We start from the raw sequence: 22,039 nt of genomic DNA, 5'->3' as shown, positions 1-22,039 counted from the left end.
CCATGTACGTTGCCGTCAAAGGCGGGGCCAAGGCGATCGAAGCCTCGCATGCGCTGCTCGACCAGGCACGGCGCGGCGATCCTGCCACGCCCGAACTGTCGCTGATGCAGATCGCAAGCCAGCTCACGCTATCGGTCGATCGCGTGATGGCGGAAGGCTCTCTCTACGACCGCGAGCTTGCGGCCCTTGCCGTCAAACAGGCGCGCGGCGATCTCGTCGAAGCGATCTTTCTGCTGCGCGCCTATCGCACCACCTTGCCGCGCCTGGCCGAATCGCTGCCGGTCGATACCGACAAGATGCGCCCGATCCGGCGCATTTCCGCCGCGTACAAAGATCTGCCGGGCGGCCAAATGCTGGGACCGACTTTCGACTACACGCACCGCCTGCTCGATTTTGCGCTTGCCGCCGAGGGGACGCGCAAAACGGTCGAGCCTGTCGCGGACGCGCCGCAAGCCGATTGCCCGCGTGCGCTCGACATTCTCGACCGCGAAGGCCTCATCGAGCAGGTCGACGAAAGCGACGCAAGCCCGCCTGATCTCACGCGCGATCCGCTGCAGTTCCCGGCGGAGCGCGCGTTGCGCCTCCAGAATCTGGCGCGCGGCGACGAAGGCTTCCTGCTTGCTTTGGGCTATTCGACACAGCGCGGCTATTCCTCCACCCATCCGTTTGCGGGCGAAATCCGCATCGGCGACGTCGATGTGGAGATCGTGCCCGAAGAGCTCGGCTTTGCCGTGTGCATCGGCGAGGTTCGCGTGACCGAGTGCGAGATGATCAACCAGTTCCAGGGTTCGCGCGAAAAACCCGCCCAGTTCACGCGCGGCTACGGGCTCGTGTTCGGCGAGGGCGAGCGCAAGGCGATGGCGATGGCGCTCGTCGACCGCTCGCTGCGCGCGGGCGAGCTCGGCGAGGAACGCACGTCGCCTGCCCAAGACGAAGAATTTGTGCTGTCGCACGCCGACAATGTCGAAGCCTCGGGCTTCGTGCAGCATCTGAAGCTGCCGCACTACGTCGACTTCCAATCCGAGCTCAATCTCATCCGGCGCATCCGCGCCGACCAAACGCGCGAGGCGGCCGAATGATCGAAGGCTACAATTTCGCCTATCTCGACGAGCAGACCAAGCGCATGATCCGCCGTGCGCTGCTGAAGGCCGTCGCGATCCCCGGCTACCAGGTGCCGTTCGCGAGTCGCGAGATGCCGCTGCCCTACGGCTGGGGTACGGGCGGCATCCAGGTGACGGCCGCCATCGTCGGCAGCGGAGACGTTCTGAAAGTCATCGACCAAGGTGCCGACGACACGACCAACGCCGTGTCGATCCGCCGCCTGTTCGCCAACACGACCGACGTCGCCACGACCGAGCGCACAGCCGAGGCGACGATCATCCAAACGCGCCATCGCATCCCCGAAGCCCCGCTCCGCGAAGGCCAGATCATGGTCTTCCAGGTGCCGATCCCCGAGCCGCTGCGCTGGCTCGAGCCGCGCGAGGCGGAAACGCGGCGCATGCACGCGCACGCCGACTATTCGATCATGCATGTGAAGCTCTACGAAGACGTGGCGCGCTTCGGCCATATCGCCACGGGCTACGACTATCCGGTCGTCGTCGACGGGCGCTATCTGATGAAGCCCTCGCCGATCCCCAAATTCGACAATCCCAAGCTCGACCGCAGCCCTGCCTTAATGCTGTTCGGGGCCGGGCGCGAAAAGCGCATCTATGCGGTCCCGCCCTATACGGCCGTGCGTTCGCTCGATTTCGAAGACCATCCGTTCCGCATCGAGAAATGGGACGAGAGCTGTGCTCTCTGCGGGGCTACCGACTCGTTCCTCGACGAGATCGTCGTCGACGACCGCAACAAGCGCATGTTCGTGTGCTCGGACAGCGACTATTGCCAGACGCGCCGCGCGCACGGCCACGGCCCCGCAACCGACACTAAGGAAGCCGCCGAATGAGCGCGAGCAGCGACGAACCGATTCTGCGCGTCGAGGGCTTGCGCAAGAATTTCGGCGCCCGCGCGGTGTGCGACGGCATCTCGTTCGATCTGTGGCCGGGCGAAGTTTTGGCTGTCGTCGGCGAATCGGGGGCGGGCAAAACCTCGCTCCTCAAATGCCTGTCGGGCCAGACGCCGATCGATGCAGGCCACGCTTACTATCGCAACGCCAAGGGTCGCGAGATCGACATTGCGGCGAGCGACGAAACGCTGTTGAAGCGCCTGCAGCGCACCGAGTGGGGCCTCATCCACCAGAACCCGCGCGACGGGTTGCGCTTCGGCGTGTCGGCGGGTGCGAATGTCGGCGAACGGCTGATGGCGCTGGGTGCCCGCAACTACGGCAATATCCGCAACGAGTCGTCCGACTGGCTGCAGCGGCTCGAAATTTCGGGCGACCGCATCGACGATCTGCCGTCGAAATTTTCGGGCGGCATGCAGCAGCGCCTGCAGATCGCGCGCAATCTCGTGACCAAACCGCGCCTTGTGTTCATGGACGAGCCGACCGGCGGGCTCGACGTTTCGGTGCAAGCGCGCCTGCTCGACCTCTTGCGCGTGCTCGTGCGCGATCTGGGGCTGGCGGCCGTGCTCGTCACGCACGATCTGGCGGTCGCCCGCCTGCTCGGCGACCGGCTCTTGGTGATGAAGGACGGCAAAGCGGTCGAACTCGGCCTCGTCGACCAAGTGCTCGACGATCCGCAAACGCCCTACGCGCAACTGCTCGTTTCCTCGGTGCTGCAGATATGAACACGCTGCTCGAAGTGCGCGACTTGCGCAAAAGCTTCCGCCTGCACAATCGCGGCGGTCTCGAATTGCCGGTCCTTGGCGGCGTGTCGCTCGATGCGTTCGCGGGCGAATGCCTCGTGCTCGCAGGCCCTTCGGGGGCCGGCAAATCGACGCTGCTGCGCTGCGTCTACGGTAACTATGTTGCCGATACGGGCTCGATCAAAATCGCCGATGGGGCGGCAAAGGTCGAGATCGTGGGGGCAGGCCACCGCACGATCCTCGATCTGCGCCGCCGCACGCTCGGCTATGTGAGCCAGTTTCTGCGTGCGATCCCGCGCGTGGGCGCGCGCGACGTCGTCGCCGAACCGTTGCGCCGCATCGGCTGGGACGAAGACCGCGCGCGCGAACGGGCCGGCACTTTGCTCGACGGCCTCGGCATTGCCCAAAAAATGTGGGATCTGCCGCCCGCCACATTTTCAGGCGGCGAGCAGCAGCGCGTCAATCTTGCGCGCGGCTTTGCGGTCGAGTATCCGCTGATGCTGCTCGACGAGCCGACCTCTGCCCTCGATGCCGAGAACCGCCGCCGCGTGGTGGCGCTCATCGAGGCCGCCAAATCGCGCGGGGCCGCAGTCCTCGGCGTGTTCCACGACCACGACATGGCCGACGCCGTCGGCACGCGCATTTTCAACGTCGAACCCGTACGGATGGCCGCATGAGCAGCGAAATCGTGTTCCGCAATGCGCGCGTGGTGTTGCGCGACCGCGTCCTCGAAGGCGCGGCGGTGCGCATCGCGAACGGCCGCATTGCCGACATCGCCGAAAGCGGCAGTGCCGTCGGTACGGACCTCGACGGCGATTTTCTGATGCCGGGCTTCGTCGAGCTGCACACCGACAATCTTGAAAAGCACATGAGCCCGCGTCCCGGCGTGCACTGGCCCGCCGAAGAAGCGGTGATGGCGCACGATGCGCAGATCGCCGCGGCCGGCATCGTGACGGTATTCGACGCTGTCGGTTTGGGCGACGTATTCGAGCGCAGCGACCGCGTGGAAAATCTCGAGCGCATGCATGCGGCTTTGATGGCGACGGGGGCGGTCGGCGCATTGCGCGCCGAGCACCTCATCCATGTGCGCTGCGAGGTGACCTATCCGAACGTCGAAGCGCTCGCCTTGCGGATGATGGATTTCCCCGAGGTCAAGCTCGCCTCGATCATGGACCACACGCCGGGCCAGCGGCAGTTTGTGGACGAGGGCAAGCTTCGCCTCTACTACACCAAAAAATACGCGATGACCGACGAAGCCTTCCGCGCCTTCGTGGCAGAGCGCCATCACATGCACCAGAACTACGCCGTCGTGAACCGGCGCCTGCTCGTCGATCACGCGCATCGCAAGGGTATTGCACTCGCCAGCCACGACGACGCCACGCTTGCGCATGTCGACGAGGCGATCCGCGACCGCATGCAGATCGCCGAATTCCCGACCACGCCGGAAGCCGCTGCGGCCTCGCACGCGGCAGGTTTGGCCGTGCTCGTTGGTGGGCCCAATCTGGTGCTCGGCGGCTCGCACTCGGGCAACGTCGCGGCCGTCGATCTTGCGCGCACCGGCCATGTCGACATCGTGTCGTCGGACTACGTGCCCGCGAGCATTCTGCCGGCAGCACTCAAGCTGGCCCAAGCCGGGATCGGCATCGATCTGGCCGAAGCGGTTGCCAAGATCAGCTACAACCCCGCCCATTCGGTGGGGCTCGACGACCGCGGCGAAATCGCCGTCGGCAAGCGCGCGGATCTCGTGCGCGCGCGTATCGCAGGCGAGTTGGCGCAGATCCGCGAAGTGTGGCGCGAAGGGCGCCGCGTCGTTTGAGGCCGGGAGCGCTTGCGTATGTGATGGGCCCGTCGGGTGCGGGCAAAGACACGCTGCTGAATGCTGCACGCGCGTCGCTCGACGGACAGGGCTTTGCGTTTGCGCATCGCTACATCACGCGCCCGCCGGTGCCGGGCGACGAAGTGTTTGTGCCGCTCACGACGCAGGAATTCGCAGCGCGCAAAGCCGCCGGGCTGTTCGCGTTCGACTGGCAGGCGCGCGACGTCGGCTACGCGATCGGTTCGGAGATTGCGCACTGGCGCCAAGCGGGATTGACTGTCGTTGTATCCGGCAGTCGGGCCGATTGGGCCGCCGGCAAACCCGCTGCGGCCGGTGCGATTCCTGTGCTGATCGAAGCAAGCTCTGCGGTTCTTGCCGCGCGCTTGGCCGCGCGTGCGCGCGAAGATGCAGCCGAGATCGAAGCGCGATTGGCGCGCGCAGCAGCCCTTGAAACCGCGATCCCAAATGCTGTGCGCATCGACAATAGCGGCGCGCTCGACGCGTCCGTCGCGGCCTTCGTCGCCGCCCTCAAGCAGATCCAAGCGGTAAGCGCCGCGTAAGCACGAAATCGGCGCCGGCTTCAGGCTCGGTGAACAATGCGATTTCGCGTACGGCAAGCGGGTGCTTCAACATGTCGGAAGTTGCGGCCGCTAGTTCGGGCTCGAGCCTTGTCGCCGTTGCATCGTCGAGCTGCCCGGACAACGTCATGTGGAAGCGGAACGTGTCGAATACGTAAGGATAGCCCCAGCGCACGAGGTGCTCGTCTTCGCGCGCGCTCAAGCCGCCTTTGCGCCGCTTTGCGAGCTCGACTTCGTCGGCGGGCGCGCGGAAAAAATCGAAATCGCGCACGCACGCATCGGCAAGCGCATGCAGAGCCGGAGAATGCGTGCCGGGCACGATCGCGAGGAACCGACCAAGCTTTGCTACGCGCATATCCGGCACGTCGAACGGGGCGGTGCGGCGCGCGAAGTCGACAAGGGCCGCAACGAGTTCGGCTTCGCTTTTGCCATGTGCGAGTGCAAAAGGCGGCTTCAGCGTGGCGTGGAAACCGTAGCGGCGCGGATCGGCAACGACGGATGCGTCGCAGTCGAACACCGCGCCGGTTTCGGGATTGCGGCCAAGCCAGCGATTGGCGAAATCCCACAAAGGATCGTCGGCTGTGGGTACGTAATAGATCGCGTAGCGCATAAGCCGGACTATGGCGCGGCGCATCGATCTTGTCTGCCGGATTTCGAAGCCCTATAAAAATTCCGGGCCGACCGGCCCATTCGAGGGGGCAGCCGCTGATGTTCGACGGATTGAAAGGCGGCCCGCGGCCGCCGGGGTGGCGCGGCGATGTCGGCTTCGTCTTCATGCTCGGCGCGCTGATGGCGATCACGCCCAGTGCGGTCGATATGTATCTGCCCGCCTTGCCGACGATCGGGCGCGCCTTCAACGCGACGCAAGACCAGGTGCAACTGTCGCTGTCCGGCTTTTTCCTCGCCTTTGCGTTCGGCCAATTGGCCTGGGGGCCGATCGGCGACCGTTACGGGCGCCGCGGTCCGACCTTGATGGGCATTGCGCTGTTCGCAGTCGGAAGTATTGGCTGCAGTTTCGCACGCGATCCGATCGAACTCGCCTTGTGGCGCGTGGTGCAGGCATTGGGGGCGGCCGCCGCCGTCGTGCTGGGGCGCGCCATGGTGCGCGACGTGTTCGACCGCGACCGCAGTGCAAGCGTCATGTCGCTGATGATGCTGGTGATGGGTGCAGCCCCGATGCTTGCGCCCATCCTCGGCAGCCAAGTGCTGAAGCTGTTCGATTGGCGCGCGATCTTCTGGGTGCTAGCCGTCCTCGGGCTCGTTGCGGGTTTGCCCTTGCTGCGCCAGCCCGAAACCTTGCCGCTTGATCGACGCCGCTCAGCCGGTTTTTCGTCGGTCATGGGCGCCTATATGCGTCTGCTGCGAGATCCGCGCTATCTCGGCTACGTTATCGGCGGGGCCGGGATCTTCGGCGCGATGTTCGCGTACATCTCGGGCACGCCGTTTGTGTATATCGAGCTCTACGGCGTGGCACCCGACACGTACGGCTTGCTGTTCGCGCTCAATGTCGTGGGCATGATGGGCTCGAACTATCTGAACAGTCGCCTTGTGCTGAGCATGGGTAGCGATGCGGCACTGCGCATCGGGCTGGTGGCGTCGGTCGTGTGCGGGGCCGTGCTGTTGGTCATCGCAGCCACCGGCGCTTTCGGCCTTGCGGGCATCGTCGCAGGCTTGCTGTGCATGCTTGCTTGCATGGGCCTCATCGGCTCAAACGCGATGGCGGGGGCGCTCGCCGACCATCCGCAGATTGCCGGTGCGGCTTCGGCCCTTGCTGGGTTCACACAGTTCGTGCTGGGTGCCGTTTCGGGCTTGATGGTCGCATTGTTGGCCGACGGCACCGCCGTGCCGATGTGCGCCACGATGTTTGCGATGGCGCTGCTCGGCTTCGGCGCCCATGCCTTGCTGGTCGGCAAACGTCCGGCGGTTGCGTGATGCCGAAATTCGCCGCCAACCTCTCGTTCCTCTACAACGAACACGCATTTCTCGACCGTTTCGCCGCCGCCGCCGCCGACGGTTTTCGCGCGGTCGAGTTCTTGTTCCCCTACGACGAAACGCCGGCGCGCGTGGCCGCTGCCGCCAAAGCGGCCGGTGTCGCCATCGTGCTGTTCAACCTGCCGCCCGGCAATTGGGAACGCGGCGAGCGCGGGCTTGCCGCCCTCAAAGGCCGCGAAGCCGAATTCGACGCGGCCCTTGCCAAAGCGCTCGACTATGCGGATGCGCTGGCGTGCCCGCGCGTGCACGCGATGGCCGGGCGCGTCGACGATGGGGCCGATTTCGCCACGTATCTTGCCAATCTGCGTCGGGCCGCACCCGTTGCCGAAGCGCGCGGCATTGGGCTTGCGATCGAGCCCATCAACACGCGCGACATACCGGGCTATTTCCTCAATCGACAAGACGAAGCGCACGCTATCTGCACGGCGGTGGGCTCGTCGGCGTTAGGCGTGCAGATGGATCTCTATCATTGCCAAATCGTCGAGGGCGATGTGGCGCGCAAGATCGAAAAGTTCCTGCCGGGCGTGTGCCACATGCAGATCGCCGGTGTGCCCGACCGGCACGAGCCCAGCGAAGGCGAGCTTGCCTATCCGTATCTGTTCGATCTCATCGATCGCCTTGGCTATGCGGGCCATATCGGCTGCGAATATCGGCCGCGCGGCGGCACGTCGGCGGGCTTGGGCTGGCTCAAGCCCTATTTGGCGTAACCGCGCGCAAGGGCGCGCGCAAAGCGCACGCCGATCGCAAGCAAGATGGCCGCACTGGCGAGGAACAGCGGCTCGGCGCCGAAGCGGTCGAACGCCGCCCCGCCGGCGGCAACGCCAACGGCTTGGCCCGCGAAGAACACGGCCGCAAACGTCGCCACCGCATGGCCGCGCGCGTGCGGCAGCATCTGCGTTGCCTCCGTCTGCAGCGAGGAATGCATCGCAAAGAAACCCCAGCCCATCATGGCCAGCAGCGGCCCCGCATAGAACGCGTCCGGAATCGCGGCAAGTCCCGCAAAAGCGACAGCCAACGCGCAAGCACCCAGCAAAGGCACGCGACCCGCAGGTGCGGCCCCGAAGAGGCGCGCGAATGTGAAGGCAAACACAAGGCCGCCCGCGCCGAAGGTGAGAAGCACGAGCCCCGCCGTCGCAAGATCGAGCGCAAAGCGCGTCTGCAGATCGGCCGCAACGAAGGCCAAGCTGCCATAGAAGAAAAATCCCTCCAACGCGACCGTCGCCAGCACCATGCGCGCGCGCGGGTTTGCAACCCAGCCATAGCCCGGATTGGCGCTTGCCGCACTTGGCGCCCTTGCGGGGGCGTTGCGCAGGATCGAGGCCAGCACAACGGCACCCAAGCCGAACGCCGCCGCCAAAACCAAAAACACGCCCTGCCAGCCGAGGGCCGCACCGACCACGCCGCCGCCGACTTGGCCCGCCATCGTGCCGAGAATCTGCATCGACGAGAGGCGGATCAAAGCGCGCTGGCGCTGCTCGTAGGCGACACTGTCGCCGATATAGGCAATGCCGAGAGGGATGATGCCGCCCGCACATGCCCCTGCAATCGCACGCAGCACGATCAGCATGTCGAGCGAGGTGGCAAGCGCGCACGCCCCCGTCGCCAAGGCTGCCGCGAGTGCCGCCGCCGCGATCGTCTGCGGCTTTCCCCAAAGGTCGCCAATGCGCCCCGAGACGAACTGCACGCCGCCATAGGCGATCGAATAGGCCGTGATCACAATGCCGACCGCACCTGGCAGCGTGCCGAAACGCTCGGCAAGATCGGGCAACAGCGGGTCGACCGCGCGCAGCGTGGCCGCACTTGCCATCGTGCACATCAGCACGCCGACCAAAGCGGGGCCTGTCTTCACGAAAGCGACGCGCGGATATCGGCCGAACGGTCCCATAGATTTGGCTGGATCGCGGCGGCGTAGCCGGACACGAAATTTTTTATGGCCCCCGTCGCCGGATCGAATACATGGCGCGCGACCGCCCCGATATTGGCGCCATAGACATGGATTGCGACCGACACGCGGTCGGCATAGGCATTCGCCACTTCGTGGATATCGCCGCTCTGTGGCCCAAGCGTGCTGAGCTGGCCTTGTTCGAGCCGCTCTTCGCCCGCCGCTTCAAGCTTACCGTCGGCTTTGCGCGCGAAAAATCGGCACTGTTCGGCGCCGCGCAGAATGCCGATGAGGCCCCAGACCGTGTGGTCGTGAATCGGCGTTTTCTGGCCCGGCCCCCACACGAAACTCGCCACGCTGAAACGCTCGAGAGGGTCGCAATGCAGCAGGTACTGGCGGTAATGCACCGGATCTGGCTCGGCAAACGCAGGCGGCAACCAATCGTCGCTTGCGATCAGCGTGCGCAACAGCGGTCCGAGTTTGGCGTGCGCGTCTGCTTCGTCGAGGCCGTCCGGGCCCATCACCCGCGTGGCGGCCACAACGAAGTCGCGCAAGCGTTTCATGCCTTGGCCGCACGCGGGCGGATATGCGTCTGGCCCATGAAAGCCTGCAAGGGTGCGGGCAGGCGCACGCTGCCGTCGGCTTCCTGGTTGTTCTCGAGGATCGCGATCATGGCGCGGCCGAGCGCAATACCCGTGCCGTTCAGGGTGTGCGCGTAGAGCGGCTTTTCCTTTGGCCCCTTGCGGTAGCGGATATTGAGGCGCCGCGCCTGGTAGTCGGTGCAGTTCGACGTACTCGTGACCTCGCCGAATTCGCCGCCGTCCCCGCGCCCCGGCATCCAAGCCTCGAGATCGTATTTGCGATAGGCCGCACCGCCCAGATCGCCCGTGCAGATGTCGAGCACGCGATAGGGCAGTTCGAGCGCGTCGAAAATCGCGCGCTCGTTGGCGAGCAATTCGGCGTGGATCGCGTCGGACTGTTCAGGGGTCGCGATCACCACCATCTCGACCTTCGTGAATTGGTGCACGCGATAGAGGCCGCGCGTGGCACGCCCCGCCGCGCGCTCGGTTCGGAAACAGTGCGACACGCCCGCAATGCGGATCGGCAATTCGGCCTCGTCGAGGATCGTGTCCTGATAGAGGCCGCACAATGTGATCTCGGCCGTCGCGATCAAAGACATGTCTTGGTCTTCGATGCGGTAGGTATTGGTCTCGGCCCCGCGCGGCACGAAGCCAGTGCCCTGCAGGATCGTGTCGCGCGCCATGTCGGGCGTGATGTGCGGCACGTAGCCGCGCTTGGCCAGAAACTCGACCGCGAAATTCTGCAAGGCGAGTTCGAGGCGCGCCCCGTCGCCTTTGAGGAAATAGAAGCCGGGACCGGCGACCTTGCTGCCGCCCTCGGTGTCGATGATGCCGAGCAGGTCGCCGAGGGCGACGTGATCGCGCGGCGCGAAATCGAATTTCGGATGCGCAACCGCGTTGCGGTCGATCTCTTTATTGTCCTTGTCGTCGCGCCCCACCGGCGAGGCCGGGTGCGTCATGTTCGGGATGCGCAGCAGCAGCGCATCGGCCTCGGCTTGTGCCGCGTCGAGTTCGGCCTTCAGCGCCTCGCGCTTTTCGCGCAAGCTGCGGCCCTGTTCGCGCTTCTGGTCGACCGACAGGTCTTTGGCGGACGCCAGCGAATTGGCTTCGCGTTGGGCGTCCTGCAGGGCCTGGTCGGCCTTTTTGCGCGCAGCCTCGATTTGCGCGAAACGGTCGAGATCGATGTCGACGCCGCGATTGCGGCAATTGGCAGCGATATCGGCGAGGTTGGCGAGGACGAAATTGCGGTCGAGCATCGGTCTTTTTGTCCTGTTTTGACGGTCGGGTTGGATAGCATGCGTCGGGGCTTCGTGGCAAAAGCCGCGGGCCCTTGCGCTTGGCGCGATTTCGCGGGAAAACCGGGCGGAATTCCCGTTCTCCTCCAGCATTCCGGCTGCCCCCATGACCGTTTTTGCCGATCTGAACCCGCCCGCCCGCCTGCTGATGGGGCCCGGGCCCATCAATGCCGATCCGCGCGTGCTGCGCGCCATGGCAACGCCCTTGGTCGGGCAGTTCGACCCGTCGATGACCGCCCTGATGGCCGAGACGATGGCGCTCTATCGCCAGGTCTTCCGCACCCAGAACAAATGGTCGCTGCTGATCGACGCCACCGCACGCGGCGGTATCGAGGCCGCGATGGTTTCGCTGATCGAACCCGGCGACAAGGTGCTGGTCCCCGTCTTCGGCCGTTTCGGCCATTTGAAGGCCGAAATCGCGCGCCGCTGCGGCGCCGAAGTCGTCGAAATCCAGGCCGAATGGGGCACGGTCTTTACGCCAGAACAGATCGAAGCGGCCCTGAAGCAGCATCGCCCGAAACTGCTCGCCGTGTGCCAGGGCGACACCTCGACCACGATGCTGCAGCCTTTGAACGAGCTCGGCAAACTCGCGCGTGCTTACGACGCGTTGCTCTACACCGACACGACCGCGTCGCTCGGCGGCAACGATCTGCGCGCCGACGAATGGCAGCTCGATCTCGTCTCCTCGGGCCTGCAGAAGTGCCTCGCCGGGCCGTCCGGCTCGGCGCCGATCACGATCGGCCCGCGTGCCGAAGAAGCGATCATGCGCCGGCGCCATGTCGAACAAGGCATTGCGACGGCCGCCGACGTGGCCGGGCCGGGGCGGCGCATTGCGTCCAACTATTTCGATCTTGCGATGATCATGGATTATTGGGGCGAAAAGCGCCTCAACCACCATACGGAAGCGACCTCGATGCTTTACGGGGCGCGCGAATGCGCCAAGATCCTGGTCGAAGAAGGGCTCGAAGCGGCCTTTGCGCGCCACCGCGTTGCGGGCGATGCAATGGCGCAGGGGCTTGCGGCTATGGGCCTCAAACTCTTCGGCGACCAGCGCCACAAGATGGCCAATGTCGTCGGCGTCTACATCCCCGAGGGCGTGGCGGGCGAGGCCGTGCGCCGGTCGATGCTCGAGGATTTCGGCATCGAGATCGGCACCAGCTTCGGGCCGCTGCACGGCAAGATCTGGCGCATCGGCACGATGGGCTACAATGCGCGCAAGGATTGCGTGCTGACCACGCTCGCGGCCCTCGAGTCGGTGCTGCTCGCCAATGGCGCGAAGATCGCGACCAATGCGGCCGTCCCCCAAGCGCTCGCCTGCTATCGCGACGCGGCGCAAACCGCGCGCAAAGCCGCCGACTAAACCCGATGCGCGACCACCCGACAGACCTTGCCCTGGTCGGCGGGCTGGACGCAGGTGGCATTGCAGCGGCTTTGGCACTCGCAGGGTTCGCGGGCAGCTTCCTGCATTGTGCGTCGATGTGCGGGCCGTTCGTGATGGCGCAGACCTTGGCGCGCCTGGAAGCCGCACCCTTGCAGCGGCTGCAGGGTGCCGTGTTGCTGCCTTATCATCTTGGGCGTGCCACCAGCTACATTCTGCTCGGTGCCGCTCTGGGCGCCCTCGGCGGGGCAATCGCCGATCTGCCGGGTGCCCGTTATGCGTTCGCGGCCGCGTTGGGGCTCGGCGGCGTGTTGTTCGCACTGCAGGCCTTTGGCCGTTCGGGTGCCACACTCGGTGGCTTTTGGTTGACCAGTTCAGTGCGCAGCTTGTTGGAAGCGCCCACGGGTCTGCGCGGCTATGCGCTGGGCGTGGCACTCGGTTTTCTGCCGTGCGGCTTCCTCTACGGGGCTTTGGCCGCAGCGGCAGGGGCAGGCTCAGCGGCGGGCGGGGCCCTGGCGATGGCGGGGTTCGTTATTGGTACCGCGCCCGCTTTGCTGGCGGTCGGCTTTGCCGGTGCCATGGCCGCCAAGCGCATACGTACGGCTATGGGCCGCCTTGCACCGGCTCTGCTGCTGTTCAATGCGGGCGTGCTGTTCTGGCTTGGCTTTCGCGCACTTGGTTGATCACGCGTCGCCCTGCACGACCACGTCTTTGTAGCAATGCCAGCTCGCATAGCCGATCAGCGGCATCGTCACGGCAAGGCCCAGAAACGCCGGGATCATGCCGAAGCCCGTAAAGGCGCAGATCAACGCGGCCCATAGCGCCATCGGTTTCGGGTTGGCGCGCACCGCTTCGATCGACGTACCGATCGCAACCCAAATCGGCGTGCCGGGCCGGTCGAGCAGCATCGGGATCGACACGACCGAAATCGCAAACGTGATGGTCGCGAGCACGAAACCAACGAAGCCGCCGACGAGCAAGAACGGCAGCGACGCGGACGAGAACAGCGTGAGATCGACGAGATCCTGCAGATTGCCGCGCGGGCTGCCGAAAAAGATCGCGAAGATCAGCGTCGCCATGCGTGTCCAGAACAGATTGAGCAGCATGAGTACAAGCCCCATATAGGCGACTTGCTCGAAATTGGTGCGGAATGCGCCGAGGGCAGCGCCTAGATCGGGGGCTTGGCCTTGTTCGATGCGTCGACTCGTCTCGTAGAGCCCGACCGCCAGCAGCGGGGCGAGCAGCATGAATCCGGCGGCCAAGGGCAGCAGCAGATAGATCGACTCGACGAGAAACAGCAGCAGTGCGATGGCCGCACCCGCGAGCACGAACGTGCCGCCATAGGCGACGCTGACGCGCGGGGCGGCCGCCAGATCGCTCCAGCCTTGCGCGATCCAGATCCACGGCCGATCGAGGGCGACTGCACGGATGCGTGGGATGGGTCCCGCGATAATCGGGATTACGGGCTGCATTGCGATTTCCTCCGCCGTTTCAGGGAGTTTGAAGCAATTTTCCGGCGGCGCCTTGATGCAGGTCAATGCAGGCGGGCGACGCGGGCGGCAATGTCGACAGCATATGCGTCGCCGATTGTGCGGCAATTGGTTCCAAACGGGGGAAGATCACAATGGCATCGGCCAGCGTCGCCATGGGCGGCATCAACGCAAATGCGGTTTCGGCGCACGATACGGCCGCCCCCGCCTACCACGACGACGTGATCCGGGCCGGCATGATCGCGACCGTGTTCTGGGGCATCGTCGGCTTCCTGATGGGCAACGTCATCGCCTCGCAGCTCGCCTTCCCAGCGATGAATCTCGGCCTCGAATGGACGAGCTTCGGGCGCTTGCGGCCTGTGCACACCTCGGCAGTCGTCTTCGCGTTCGGCGGCAACGCAATGATTGCCGCCTCGTTCTACATCGTGCAGCGCACTTGCCGCACGCCGCTGTTCCTGGGCTCGCTCGGCGCTTGGTGCGTGTTCTGGGGCTACCAGATCTTCATTCTGCTGGCAGCTTCGGGCTACGTGCTCGGCATCACCTCGGGCAAGGAATATGCCGAGCCCGAATGGTACGTGGATTTGTGGCTCACGCTCGTGTGGGTGCTTTATCTCGTCGTGTTCGCGGGCACGCTGATGCTGCGCCGCGAGCCGCACATCTACGTCGCCAACTGGTTTATCCTCGCTTTCATCGTCACCGTGGCGATGCTGCATATCGGCAACAACGTCCAAGTGCCGGTCTCGTTCCTGGGCTGGAAGAGCTACACCGTGCCCGGCGGCGTGCAGGATGCGATGATCCAATGGTGGTACGGCCACAACGCCGTCGGCTTTTTCCTGACGGCCGCGTTTCTCGGCATGATGTACTATTTCATCCCGAAAGCAGCGAACCGCCCGGTCTATTCGTACCGGCTGTCGATCGTGCATTTCTGGTCGCTGATCTTCCTCTATATCTGGGCGGGTCCGCACCATCTGCACTACACCTCGCTGCCCGACTGGGCGCAAACACTCGGCATGACCTTCTCGATCATGCTGTGGATGCCGTCCTGGGGCGGCATGATCAACGGCCTCATGACGCTGTCCGGCGCTTGGGACAAGCTGCGCACCGACCCCTCCTTGCGCTTCTCGGTGACGGCACTCGCCTTCTACGGCATGTCGACCTTCGAGGGGCCGATGATGTCGATCAAGGCCGTCAACGCGCTGTCGCACTACACCGACTGGACCGTGGGCCACGTGCATTCGGGCGCCATGGGCTGGGTCGGCTTCATCACCTTCGGCATGCTCTATTGGCTCGTGCCGCAATTGTGGGGCCGTGCCGGTCTCTATTCGCAGCGCCTTGCCAACTGGCATTTCTGGATCGCGACACTCGGCATCGTCTTCTACATCACCTCGATGTGGGTGTCGGGGATCATGCAGGGCCTTATGTGGCGCGCTTACGACGAATACGGGTTCCTGCAGTACTCGTTCTCCGAATCGGTCGCCGCCATGCATCCGTTCTACGTGATCCGGCTGCTCGGCGGGCTGCTCTACCTCGTAGGCGCCCTCATCATGGCCTACAACCTTTGGAAAACGGTCACGTCGGTCGCACCGGTCCGTGCCGCCGTCGCAACCGCCTAGAATCGGGGAGCCGGAAATGGCCTTCAGTCACGCAATACTCGAAAAGAACGTCGTCCTGCTCGCCGTCGCCACGCTGATTACGGTGGCGATCGGCGGCCTTGTGCAGATCGTGCCGCTCTTCACGATCGAACAGACGATCGAGCGGGTGGAAGGGGTGCGCCCCTATTCGCCGCTCGAGCTTGCCGGGCGCAACATCTATGTGCGCGAAGGCTGCTATGTGTGCCACAGCCAGCAGGTGCGTCCGTTCCGCGACGAGATCGAGCGCTACGGCCACTACAGCCTCGCGGCCGAGTCGATGTACGACCATCCGTTTCAATGGGGCTCCAAGCGCAACGGCCCCGATCTTGCGCGCGTCGGCGGCAAGTATTCGGACGCGTGGCATGTGGCACATCTGATCAATCCGCGCGCCGTCGTCCCTGAGTCGATCATGCCGACCTACGCCTTCATGGCGACGCGTCCGCTCGCCTATGCGGACATCGGCGAGCATCTGCGCACGCTCAAGATCATCGGCGTGCCCTATTCCGACGAGATGGTGGCCAACGCCAAGGCTGATCTCGAAGCGCAGAAGAACCCCGACGCCGACACGAGCGCCCTCCTGAAACGCTATCCCAAGGCCGTCGTGTCGGATTTCGCGGGGCCTGCGGGCCAAGTCACGGAAATGGACGCGCTTGTGGCCTATCTGCAGATGCTCGGCACGCTCGTCGATTTCCGCAACGTCAAACCCGAACAGCTGCGCCAGTAGAAAGGCGACCGACCGATGGACCAAGCCCAACTCATGGCGATTCTCGGCACGGTTTCGACCGTGTGGTTCTTCCTCTTCTTCGTGGCGATGCTCGCCTGGGTCTATTGGCCCAAACACAAATCGCGCATGGACCACCAAGCCCAGATCCCGCTGCGCGACGACCGTATCTGAAGGAACCCTGCAGATGCCGACCAAGATCGAAAAAGACGCCGTCACCGGGACCGATACCACCGGTCACGAATGGGACGGAATCAAAGAACTCAACACGCCGCTACCCAAATGGTGGCTCTACACCTTCTATGCCACGATCCTGTGGGCGCTCGGGTATTTCGTGCTCTATCCGGCGTGGCCCGGCCTCTCGGGCCACACGACCGGCGTGCTGGGCTGGACGATGCGCGGCGAGATTTCCGAAAGTCTTGCGCAAGCGGCTGCGGCTCAAGCGCCGTTCGTGAATCGCATCGGGGCGGCAAGCCTTGAAGACATCGCCAAATCGACCGACCTGCGCAATTTCGCGATCGCCGGCGGCCGTTCGGTGTTCGCCGTGAATTGCGCGCCGTGCCACGGGGCAGGGGCTGCGGGCAGCAAGGGCTTCCCCAATCTCGTCGACGACAATTGGATCTGGGGCGGTACGCTCGACGACATCCACACCACGATCCAGAACGGCATTCGCAATTCGAACCCCGATTCGCGCATCTCGCAGATGCCGCGTTTTGGTGCCGACAAGATCCTCGACGCAAAGCAGATCGACGACGTCGCCGAATATGTGCTGTCGCTGTCGCGCCGCTCGCGCAACGCCGTCGCCGTCGAGCGCGGGGCCGTGGTCTTCAGCGAGAATTGCGAGGCCTGCCATCTGCAAGGCGGGGTCGGCAATCCCGAAATGGGGGCGCCGAGCCTTGCCGCCAATATCTGGCTCTATGGCGGCGACAAGGCAACGCTCGTGGAGACGATCACGAATTCGCGCGCGGGCGCCATGCCGGGTTGGTCCGAGCGGCTCGATGCCGCGCGCATCAAGATGCTGACGGTCTATGTGCATGCGTTGGGCGGCGGCAAATGAGACCGACCGCGGTGCCAGGCACGTGACCAAGATGGACGGCGGTGTGGTTGAGGGCCCGGCGCATACGCCGGAGATCGATTCTGCGGTTTCGATCAAGACGCAGAAGGCGGCGATGCCGCTCTATGCGAGCCGCATCAAGGTCCATCCCAAAAACGTCCAGGGCCTCTATCGCAACATCAAATGGGCCGTTCTTGTCGCCTGCCTTGCTGTCTACTACATCGCACCGTGGCTGCGCTGGGATCGCGGCCCCTTCGCCCCCGACCAGGCGATCTTGATCGATCTGCCGGGCCGACGCGCCTATTTCTTCTTCCTCGAAATCTGGCCGCAGGAAGTCTATTTCCTCACCGGCATCCTGGTGCTGGCGGCGTTCGGGCTGTTTTTGGCGACCGCCTTGTTCGGGCGCATCTGGTGCGGTTATGCCTGCCCGCAGACCGTGTGGACCGATCTGTTCATGCTGGTCGAACGCTGGATCGAGGGCGACCGCAACGCGCGCATTCGGCTTGATGCAGCGCCCGCTTCGCTCGGGAAATTCGCTAAGCGAACGGCCAAACATGCGAGTTGGATCGTGCTGTCGCTGGCGACCGGCGGGGCTTGTATTCTGTTCTTCGGCGACGCACCGACCTTGCTTGCGGAGCTGTTCACGGGCCGCGCCTCGGCGTCGGAATATTTCTTCGCCGGGCTATTCGCGACCACGACTTACGTGTTGGCGGGATTCGCGCGCGAGCAGGTCTGCACCTATATGTGCCCATGGCCGCGCTTTCAAAGTGCCATGCTCGACGACCGCTCCTACGTCGTCACCTACGAAGATTGGCGCGGCGAACCGCGCGGACGGCTTGCCAAGAAGGCCGATGGGTCGGACCCGTTCGTCGGGCGCGGCGACTGTGTGGACTGCAACGCCTGTGTCGCCACATGCCCGACCGGCATTGATATTCGCGACGGCCAGCAGCTTGAGTGCATCGGCTGCGGCCTGTGCATCGATGCGTGCAATGCGGTCATGGACAAGGTCGGCCGGCCGCGCAGCCTCATCCGCTTCGACACACTCGACAATCAGCGCGCACGCGCCGAAGGCGGCACCCCCGTCCACCGCCTGATCCGCGCGCGCACGGTTCTCTACACGCTGCTACTTGTGATCGTCGGCAGCATCATGCTCGTTGGCGTGGTGCTGCGAACCACGGTCGAGCTCACGGTCCAGCGCGACCGCAATCCGCTGTATGTGCGCCTCGTCGACGGCAGCGTACGCAACGCCTACACGGTGCATGTGCTGAACAAGACCCACAATGCGCGCGATTACACGCTCACCCTCGAAGACCTGCCGGGAGCAAGGCTCTCGATGGTGGGTGGCGACGGTGCGGGCGACAGGCTCGTGCTGTCGGCAAAGCCCGACCAGGTCGCGAGCTATCGCGTGTTCGTGACCTTGCCGGAAGGTGCGGCCACGAAGCACGAATCGACGCATATCGAATTCAAGCTGCGCGCCGCCGACGGTCGCGACAGCGCCGAACGCGAAACCGTTTTCATCGCCCCGCCGCAATAGGGAGCAAGACCATGCTGACGCAATCCGCAATCGATCTTCGCAACCGCTATCTGTGGCTCGTCTTTCCGGCCATGTTCGCGGTCGTGTTGGCAGCCAATGTGGTGCTGGTCTATTTCGCGCTCGCGAGCTGGCCGGGCTTGGCTTACGAAAACCCGTCCGAGCGCGGCCGCAAATTCAACCAAGTTTTGCAGGCCGAAGAGAAGGCGCACGGGCTCGGCTGGAAATTCGCGCTGCGCTACGTCGACAAGGCCGTCGAAGTGCGCATCGTCGATGCAAGCGGTGCCGCCCTCGACGATCTGGCGCTGACCGGCACGCTGGTTCGCCCCTTGGGTGGGATTGCCGATACGCGGCTTGCGTTCGGCGCGGTTGCGCCTGGCGTTTATCGCGCGCCGGTCGAGCTCGTTGCCCCTGGGCAATGGGAAGTGCGCGTTGCCGCCGCACGCGGCGAAGCGCGCGCGCACGAAGCGCAGCGTTTCGTCGTGCGCTGAAAGAACGGCACGCCATCATGGCGCCTCTCGACGGCTCGATCGGCATCGCTGCAAAGGCCGCGACCTGCCTGCATTGCGCAAGCCCGGTCGTCGAAGTGCATGCGCGTTTCTGCTGCACGGGCTGCGAAGCGGCGTATGAGGCCGTGCAGGGTCTGGGTCTCGAGGCATTCTATCGCCGCCGCACGCTTGGCGCCGAGGCGCGCAAATTGCGGCCCGAGCCCACGCCCGACTTCGATTATGCGCAACGCGTGCAGCTGGCGCCGGACGGTTTGGCCACGCTGCATCTGATGGTCGACGGGATGCAGTGCGCAGCCTGCGCGTGGCTCATCGAAAGTGTGTATGCGCGCGATTCGGATGTCGCGGATGCGCGCGTCAATCTTTCGACCGGCCGCATGGTGCTCAAATGGCGCGGCGATGCCGCACGGGCGGGCGAACTTGTTGGGCGCGTGGCGCGCCTCGGTTTCCGGCTCGTACCGTACGATCCGAGTTGCCTCGGCACGCTTGCCGAAATCGAAGAGACGCGGCTTTTGAAAGCGCTCGGCGTTGCGGGCTTCGGGGCCGGCAACGTGATGATGCTGTCGGTCGCCGTGTGGGTCGGCGTCGATATGGGCCCGGCGACCAAGGATCTGCTGCATTGGGTCTCGGCCTTGATCGGTCTGCCGTGCATCTTCTATGCGGGCCTGCCGTTCTACCGCTCGGCTTGGAGCGCTCTAAGCGCCAAGCGCCTCAACATGGACGTGCCGATCGCGGTGGGCGTGACGATGACCGCGGCGATGAGCCTGTCCGAAACGCTGCGCGGCGGGCCGTATGCGTATTTCGATGCGGCGCTCACATTGCTGTTCTTCCTGCTGGCCGGCCGCTATCTCGATGCGCGCGCGCGCGGCAAAGTGCGCGCGACGGCAACGCAGCTGCTGGCTTTGGCGGTGCGGCCCGTCACGGTCGTCGAGGCGTCGGGTGCCTTGCGCAGCGTGGCAGCCGATGCGGTCGCACCCGGCCAGACCGTCTATGTGGCCTCGGGCGAGCGCATTGGCATCGACGGGCGCGTCGTATCGGGCCAGTCGCTTGTCGATGCGGCGTTGGTCACCGGCGAGGCCGTCCCGCAGGCCGTTGCACCCGGCGCACAAGTGTTTGCGGGCATGGTCAATCTCGGGGCTGCCTTGCGCATCGTTGCGACGGCAACTGGCGAGGGCACCCTACTGGCCGAGATCGTGCGGCTTGTCGAGGCGGCCGAACGTTCGCGCGGGCGCTACGTGGCGCTAGCCGAGCGCGTGACGCGCGCTTATGCACCTGTCGTGCATGCGACAGCACTTGCGACCTTCCTCGCCTGGCATTTCGGCGTCGGCGTCGATTGGCAGGTTGCAATGCTCTATGCGGTGGCGACCTTGATCGTCACCTGCCCATGCGCGCTGGGCTTGGCCGTGCCGGCCGTGCAGACGGTCGCGACCGGCCGCCTGCTCAAGAGCGGCATTCTGCTCAAAAACGTGACGGGGCTCGAGCGTTTGGCCGATATCGACATGGTCGTGTTCGACAAGACCGGCACGCTCACGCAAGGCCAGCTTGTGCTGCGCGCCGACCCGACGCGCGATCCGGCTTTGCTGCCCGTGGCGGCGAGCCTGGCTGTGGCCTCGCGCCATCCGCTGGCGCGCGCCTTGGCGGCCGCGTGCCCCGACCAGCCGATGGCGGCAGGTGTGGTCGAACATCCGGGCCTGGGGCTCAGCTGCGGCGACATGCGGCTCGGCAGCCGCGTCTATTGCGGCATCGACGATGCGCTCGCCGGCCCCGCCGACGGGCCGGAGATATGGTTTGCGACCGGCGACGACAAGGCCGTGCGCTTTGCCTTCGACGATGCCTTGCGCGACGACGCGGCGCAGACCGTTGCCGTGTTGCAGGCACAGGGTTTTGGCGTGGCGTTGCTGTCCGGCGATCGACCGGAAGTGGTCGGCGACATTGCAAGCAAGCTTGGCATCGCCGATTGGCAGGGCGGGGTCGATCCGGCCGGCAAGGCCGCGCGTTTGGCGCAGTTTGCCGCTTCCGGCCGCAAGGTGCTCATGGTCGGCGACGGTCTCAACGATGCGCCGGCTTTGGCGGTGGCGTCTGCATCCTTGTCGCCTGCCTCGGGCACGGACGTTGCCCAAGTTGCGGCCGATGCCGTATTCCAAGGGCGCGGGCTCGTGGCCGTGGTCGTGCTGCTGGCGGCTGCTCGCCAATCGCAGCGGCTCATGCGCCAAAACATCACCTTTTCGATTCTCTACAATGCGATCGCCGTGCCGCTTGCGATGCTCGGCATGGTCACGCCGCCGATCGCGGCGGCTTTGATGTCGAGCTCGTCGCTGGTCGTGGTCGCCAATGCGCTGCGGCTGTCGCGCGCCAAGGGAGAAGCGTAATGGAATCGCTGTTGATCTTGATCCCTGTATCGCTGCTGGCGGCGGGTATAGGGCTGGCGGCGTTTTTATGGTCGCTGCGCAGCGGCCAGTATGACGATATGGAAGGTGCGGCCAACCGTATCCTCTACGACGACGACGTGCCGCTGCCGCCGCGAAAACGCCGACGTTAATGCATCTTCGCCGCGATGTAGCGCGCGATCTCGTCGATCGCGTTGCGCTCGGCCGGGGGCAATTCGGCGAGGCCCGCTTCGACGATCAATTCGTCGAGCGCATCGCCGCTGCGTTGTGCGCGCGCCAGATCGCGCACAACCGGATGGGCATTGCCGAGAACGGCGAGCGTTGCTTGGAATCTGGGCGTCATGGGACGGTCTGCCGCTCGATGCGAGATAACCACTTGGACGCTGTACAAGTGATGCCGCACCTGCGGTGTTTCAAGGGGGAAAACGTAAAATGATACCGTTGAATTTTCC

General features: G+C 64.9%; 25 protein-coding genes. 18 read left to right on the top strand and 7 right to left on the bottom strand.

Translation table 11 applies throughout. From position 1 onward, the window contains the following. Nucleotides 1-2: 2 nt before the first annotated feature. The 6 genes from O9320_06610 to phnN are packed head-to-tail and all read left to right on the top strand — an operon-like array spanning nucleotide 3 to nucleotide 5,121. Nucleotides 3-1,079, top strand: coding sequence for a carbon-phosphorus lyase complex subunit PhnI (locus O9320_06610; protein ID MCZ8310505.1), 1,077 nt, complete (start codon nucleotides 3-5; stop codon nucleotides 1,077-1,079). Beyond that, nucleotides 1,076-1,945, top strand: a complete 870-nt coding sequence (locus tag O9320_06605) for an alpha-D-ribose 1-methylphosphonate 5-phosphate C-P-lyase PhnJ (protein ID MCZ8310504.1) — start codon at nucleotides 1,076-1,078, stop codon at nucleotides 1,943-1,945. Before O9320_06610 ends, O9320_06605 begins: the two co-directional genes overlap by 4 nt. Then, nucleotides 1,942-2,727 (top strand): phosphonate C-P lyase system protein PhnK, encoded by a 786-nt coding sequence (phnK, locus tag O9320_06600; GenBank protein MCZ8310503.1) that lies wholly within the window; start codon nucleotides 1,942-1,944, stop codon nucleotides 2,725-2,727. The genes O9320_06605 and phnK overlap by 4 nt, the downstream gene beginning before the upstream one ends. Continuing rightward, entirely contained in the window at nucleotides 2,724-3,422 is a 699-nt protein-coding gene (phnL, locus tag O9320_06595; protein MCZ8310502.1) for a phosphonate C-P lyase system protein PhnL, read from the top strand. Before phnK ends, phnL begins: the two co-directional genes overlap by 4 nt. Beyond that, complete coding sequence (locus O9320_06590; GenBank protein MCZ8310501.1) at nucleotides 3,419-4,561, top strand: alpha-D-ribose 1-methylphosphonate 5-triphosphate diphosphatase; 1,143 nt, start codon at nucleotides 3,419-3,421, stop codon at nucleotides 4,559-4,561. Before phnL ends, O9320_06590 begins: the two co-directional genes overlap by 4 nt. Continuing rightward, nucleotides 4,558-5,121, top strand: coding sequence for a phosphonate metabolism protein/1,5-bisphosphokinase (PRPP-forming) PhnN (gene phnN, locus O9320_06585; protein ID MCZ8310500.1), 564 nt, complete (start codon nucleotides 4,558-4,560; stop codon nucleotides 5,119-5,121). The genes O9320_06590 and phnN overlap by 4 nt, the downstream gene beginning before the upstream one ends. Here phnN and O9320_06580 read toward each other — a convergent pair. After that, on the bottom strand, nucleotides 5,090-5,773 hold the full coding sequence (locus O9320_06580) for a DUF1045 domain-containing protein (protein MCZ8310499.1): 684 nt from the start codon (nucleotides 5,771-5,773) through the stop codon (nucleotides 5,090-5,092). The genes phnN and O9320_06580 overlap by 32 nt on opposite strands. A 74-nt stretch (nucleotides 5,774-5,847) precedes the next feature. On the opposite strand from O9320_06580, the gene O9320_06575 reads away from it, so the two are divergent. Together O9320_06575 and O9320_06570 are read left to right on the top strand one after the other, a co-directional pair. Further along, nucleotides 5,848-7,071, top strand: a complete 1,224-nt coding sequence (locus O9320_06575; protein ID MCZ8310498.1) for a Bcr/CflA family multidrug efflux MFS transporter — start codon at nucleotides 5,848-5,850, stop codon at nucleotides 7,069-7,071. Further along, the gene (locus O9320_06570) at nucleotides 7,071-7,838 is read left to right on the top strand and encodes a TIM barrel protein (GenBank protein MCZ8310497.1); all 768 of its coding nucleotides are present in this window, start codon (nucleotides 7,071-7,073) and stop codon (nucleotides 7,836-7,838) included. The genes O9320_06575 and O9320_06570 overlap by 1 nt, the downstream gene beginning before the upstream one ends. Here O9320_06570 and O9320_06565 read toward each other — a convergent pair. From O9320_06565 to serS, 3 genes are read right to left on the bottom strand one after another with little or no spacing between them, the layout of a single operon-like run. Further along, nucleotides 7,826-8,980, bottom strand: coding sequence for an MFS transporter (locus tag O9320_06565; protein ID MCZ8310496.1), 1,155 nt, complete (start codon nucleotides 8,978-8,980; stop codon nucleotides 7,826-7,828). The genes O9320_06570 and O9320_06565 overlap by 13 nt on opposite strands. Beyond that, nucleotides 8,977-9,576, bottom strand: coding sequence for a cysteine dioxygenase (locus tag O9320_06560; GenBank protein ID MCZ8310495.1), 600 nt, complete (start codon nucleotides 9,574-9,576; stop codon nucleotides 8,977-8,979). Before O9320_06560 ends, O9320_06565 begins: the two co-directional genes overlap by 4 nt. After that, complete coding sequence (gene serS / locus O9320_06555; protein MCZ8310494.1) at nucleotides 9,573-10,850, bottom strand: serine--tRNA ligase; 1,278 nt, start codon at nucleotides 10,848-10,850, stop codon at nucleotides 9,573-9,575. Before serS ends, O9320_06560 begins: the two co-directional genes overlap by 4 nt. 145 nt (nucleotides 10,851-10,995) lie before the next feature. Here serS and O9320_06550 point away from each other — a divergent pair, with 145 nt between their 5' ends. Both O9320_06550 and O9320_06545 read left to right on the top strand, forming a co-directional pair. Further along, on the top strand, nucleotides 10,996-12,249 hold the full coding sequence (locus O9320_06550; protein ID MCZ8310493.1) for an alanine--glyoxylate aminotransferase family protein: 1,254 nt from the start codon (nucleotides 10,996-10,998) through the stop codon (nucleotides 12,247-12,249). Nucleotides 12,250-12,254: 5 nt separating this feature from the next. Beyond that, entirely contained in the window at nucleotides 12,255-12,950 is a 696-nt protein-coding gene (locus O9320_06545) for a sulfite exporter TauE/SafE family protein (GenBank protein ID MCZ8310492.1), read from the top strand. Here O9320_06545 and O9320_06540 read toward each other — a convergent pair whose 3' ends face one another. Continuing rightward, nucleotides 12,951-13,739: a DUF2189 domain-containing protein gene (locus tag O9320_06540; GenBank protein ID MCZ8310491.1), complete on the bottom strand. Its 789-nt coding sequence runs from the start codon at nucleotides 13,737-13,739 to the stop codon at nucleotides 12,951-12,953. Between the two features lie 19 nt (nucleotides 13,740-13,758). Next, complete coding sequence (locus O9320_06535) at nucleotides 13,759-13,914, bottom strand: hypothetical protein (GenBank protein ID MCZ8310490.1); 156 nt, start codon at nucleotides 13,912-13,914, stop codon at nucleotides 13,759-13,761. Between O9320_06535 and ccoN the strand changes: the two genes are divergently transcribed. From ccoN to ccoS, 8 genes are read left to right on the top strand one after another with little or no spacing between them, the layout of a single operon-like run. After that, the gene (ccoN, locus tag O9320_06530) at nucleotides 13,913-15,370 is read left to right on the top strand and encodes a cytochrome-c oxidase, cbb3-type subunit I (GenBank protein MCZ8310489.1); all 1,458 of its coding nucleotides are present in this window, start codon (nucleotides 13,913-13,915) and stop codon (nucleotides 15,368-15,370) included. The two genes, O9320_06535 and ccoN, sit on opposite strands and share 2 nt — an antisense overlap. 16 nt (nucleotides 15,371-15,386) lie before the next feature. Then, nucleotides 15,387-16,112, top strand: a complete 726-nt coding sequence (ccoO, locus tag O9320_06525; protein MCZ8310488.1) for a cytochrome-c oxidase, cbb3-type subunit II — start codon at nucleotides 15,387-15,389, stop codon at nucleotides 16,110-16,112. A 15-nt stretch (nucleotides 16,113-16,127) separates the two neighbouring features. After that, nucleotides 16,128-16,283, top strand: a complete 156-nt coding sequence (locus O9320_06520; protein ID MCZ8310487.1) for a cbb3-type cytochrome c oxidase subunit 3 — start codon at nucleotides 16,128-16,130, stop codon at nucleotides 16,281-16,283. Nucleotides 16,284-16,296: 13 nt separating this feature from the next. Then, the gene (gene ccoP, locus O9320_06515) at nucleotides 16,297-17,166 is read left to right on the top strand and encodes a cytochrome-c oxidase, cbb3-type subunit III (GenBank protein MCZ8310486.1); all 870 of its coding nucleotides are present in this window, start codon (nucleotides 16,297-16,299) and stop codon (nucleotides 17,164-17,166) included. Between the two features lie 31 nt (nucleotides 17,167-17,197). Then, entirely contained in the window at nucleotides 17,198-18,697 is a 1,500-nt protein-coding gene (gene ccoG, locus O9320_06510) for a cytochrome c oxidase accessory protein CcoG (GenBank protein MCZ8310485.1), read from the top strand. 11 nt (nucleotides 18,698-18,708) lie between these two features. Beyond that, the gene (locus tag O9320_06505) at nucleotides 18,709-19,185 is read left to right on the top strand and encodes a FixH family protein (protein ID MCZ8310484.1); all 477 of its coding nucleotides are present in this window, start codon (nucleotides 18,709-18,711) and stop codon (nucleotides 19,183-19,185) included. Nucleotides 19,186-19,202: 17 nt separating this feature from the next. Then, the gene (locus tag O9320_06500; GenBank protein ID MCZ8310483.1) at nucleotides 19,203-21,569 is read left to right on the top strand and encodes a heavy metal translocating P-type ATPase metal-binding domain-containing protein; all 2,367 of its coding nucleotides are present in this window, start codon (nucleotides 19,203-19,205) and stop codon (nucleotides 21,567-21,569) included. Beyond that, a complete protein-coding gene (gene ccoS, locus O9320_06495) occupies nucleotides 21,569-21,739 on the top strand; it encodes a cbb3-type cytochrome oxidase assembly protein CcoS (GenBank protein ID MCZ8310482.1) in 171 nt (56 codons plus the stop codon). Before O9320_06500 ends, ccoS begins: the two co-directional genes overlap by 1 nt. Here the strand turns inward: ccoS and O9320_06490 are convergent. Beyond that, nucleotides 21,736-21,930: a hypothetical protein gene (locus O9320_06490; GenBank protein ID MCZ8310481.1), complete on the bottom strand. Its 195-nt coding sequence runs from the start codon at nucleotides 21,928-21,930 to the stop codon at nucleotides 21,736-21,738. The genes ccoS and O9320_06490 overlap by 4 nt on opposite strands. Between the last annotated feature and the right edge of the window lie 109 nt (nucleotides 21,931-22,039).

This window comes from Magnetospirillum sp. (assembly GCA_027532905.1).
Classification (GTDB): domain Bacteria; phylum Pseudomonadota; class Alphaproteobacteria; order CACIAM-22H2; family CACIAM-22H2; genus Tagaea.
This window is presented reverse-complemented; position numbering and strand designations above follow the sequence as displayed.

Bases quoted from the DNA above. Each gene is read 5' to 3' on its own strand.
- O9320_06540 (MCZ8310491.1), bottom strand. From the start codon at position 13,739: ATGCAGCCCGTAATCCCGATTATCGCGGGACCCATCCCACGCATCCGT.
- phnL (MCZ8310502.1), top strand. From the start codon at position 2,724: ATGAACACGCTGCTCGAAGTGCGCGACTTGCGCAAAAGCTTCCGCCTG.
- ccoN (MCZ8310489.1), top strand. From the start codon at position 13,913: ATGGGCGGCATCAACGCAAATGCGGTTTCGGCGCACGATACGGCCGCC.
- O9320_06490 (MCZ8310481.1), bottom strand. From the start codon at position 21,930: ATGACGCCCAGATTCCAAGCAACGCTCGCCGTTCTCGGCAATGCCCAT.
- ccoP (MCZ8310486.1), top strand. From the start codon at position 16,297: ATGCCGACCAAGATCGAAAAAGACGCCGTCACCGGGACCGATACCACC.
- phnK (MCZ8310503.1), top strand. From the start codon at position 1,942: ATGAGCGCGAGCAGCGACGAACCGATTCTGCGCGTCGAGGGCTTGCGC.
- O9320_06550 (MCZ8310493.1), top strand. From the start codon at position 10,996: ATGACCGTTTTTGCCGATCTGAACCCGCCCGCCCGCCTGCTGATGGGG.
- O9320_06535 (MCZ8310490.1), bottom strand. From the start codon at position 13,914: ATGGCGACGCTGGCCGATGCCATTGTGATCTTCCCCCGTTTGGAACCA.
- O9320_06580 (MCZ8310499.1), bottom strand. From the start codon at position 5,773: ATGCGCCGCGCCATAGTCCGGCTTATGCGCTACGCGATCTATTACGTA.
- ccoG (MCZ8310485.1), top strand. From the start codon at position 17,198: ATGGACGGCGGTGTGGTTGAGGGCCCGGCGCATACGCCGGAGATCGAT.
- ccoO (MCZ8310488.1), top strand. From the start codon at position 15,387: ATGGCCTTCAGTCACGCAATACTCGAAAAGAACGTCGTCCTGCTCGCC.
- O9320_06500 (MCZ8310483.1), top strand. From the start codon at position 19,203: ATGGCGCCTCTCGACGGCTCGATCGGCATCGCTGCAAAGGCCGCGACC.
- O9320_06560 (MCZ8310495.1), bottom strand. From the start codon at position 9,576: ATGAAACGCTTGCGCGACTTCGTTGTGGCCGCCACGCGGGTGATGGGC.
- O9320_06520 (MCZ8310487.1), top strand. From the start codon at position 16,128: ATGGACCAAGCCCAACTCATGGCGATTCTCGGCACGGTTTCGACCGTG.
- O9320_06570 (MCZ8310497.1), top strand. From the start codon at position 7,071: ATGCCGAAATTCGCCGCCAACCTCTCGTTCCTCTACAACGAACACGCA.
- O9320_06505 (MCZ8310484.1), top strand. From the start codon at position 18,709: ATGCTGACGCAATCCGCAATCGATCTTCGCAACCGCTATCTGTGGCTC.
- O9320_06605 (MCZ8310504.1), top strand. From the start codon at position 1,076: ATGATCGAAGGCTACAATTTCGCCTATCTCGACGAGCAGACCAAGCGC.
- O9320_06590 (MCZ8310501.1), top strand. From the start codon at position 3,419: ATGAGCAGCGAAATCGTGTTCCGCAATGCGCGCGTGGTGTTGCGCGAC.
- O9320_06610 (MCZ8310505.1), top strand. From the start codon at position 3: ATGTACGTTGCCGTCAAAGGCGGGGCCAAGGCGATCGAAGCCTCGCAT.
- O9320_06575 (MCZ8310498.1), top strand. From the start codon at position 5,848: ATGTTCGACGGATTGAAAGGCGGCCCGCGGCCGCCGGGGTGGCGCGGC.
- O9320_06545 (MCZ8310492.1), top strand. From the start codon at position 12,255: ATGCGCGACCACCCGACAGACCTTGCCCTGGTCGGCGGGCTGGACGCA.
- serS (MCZ8310494.1), bottom strand. From the start codon at position 10,850: ATGCTCGACCGCAATTTCGTCCTCGCCAACCTCGCCGATATCGCTGCC.
- ccoS (MCZ8310482.1), top strand. From the start codon at position 21,569: ATGGAATCGCTGTTGATCTTGATCCCTGTATCGCTGCTGGCGGCGGGT.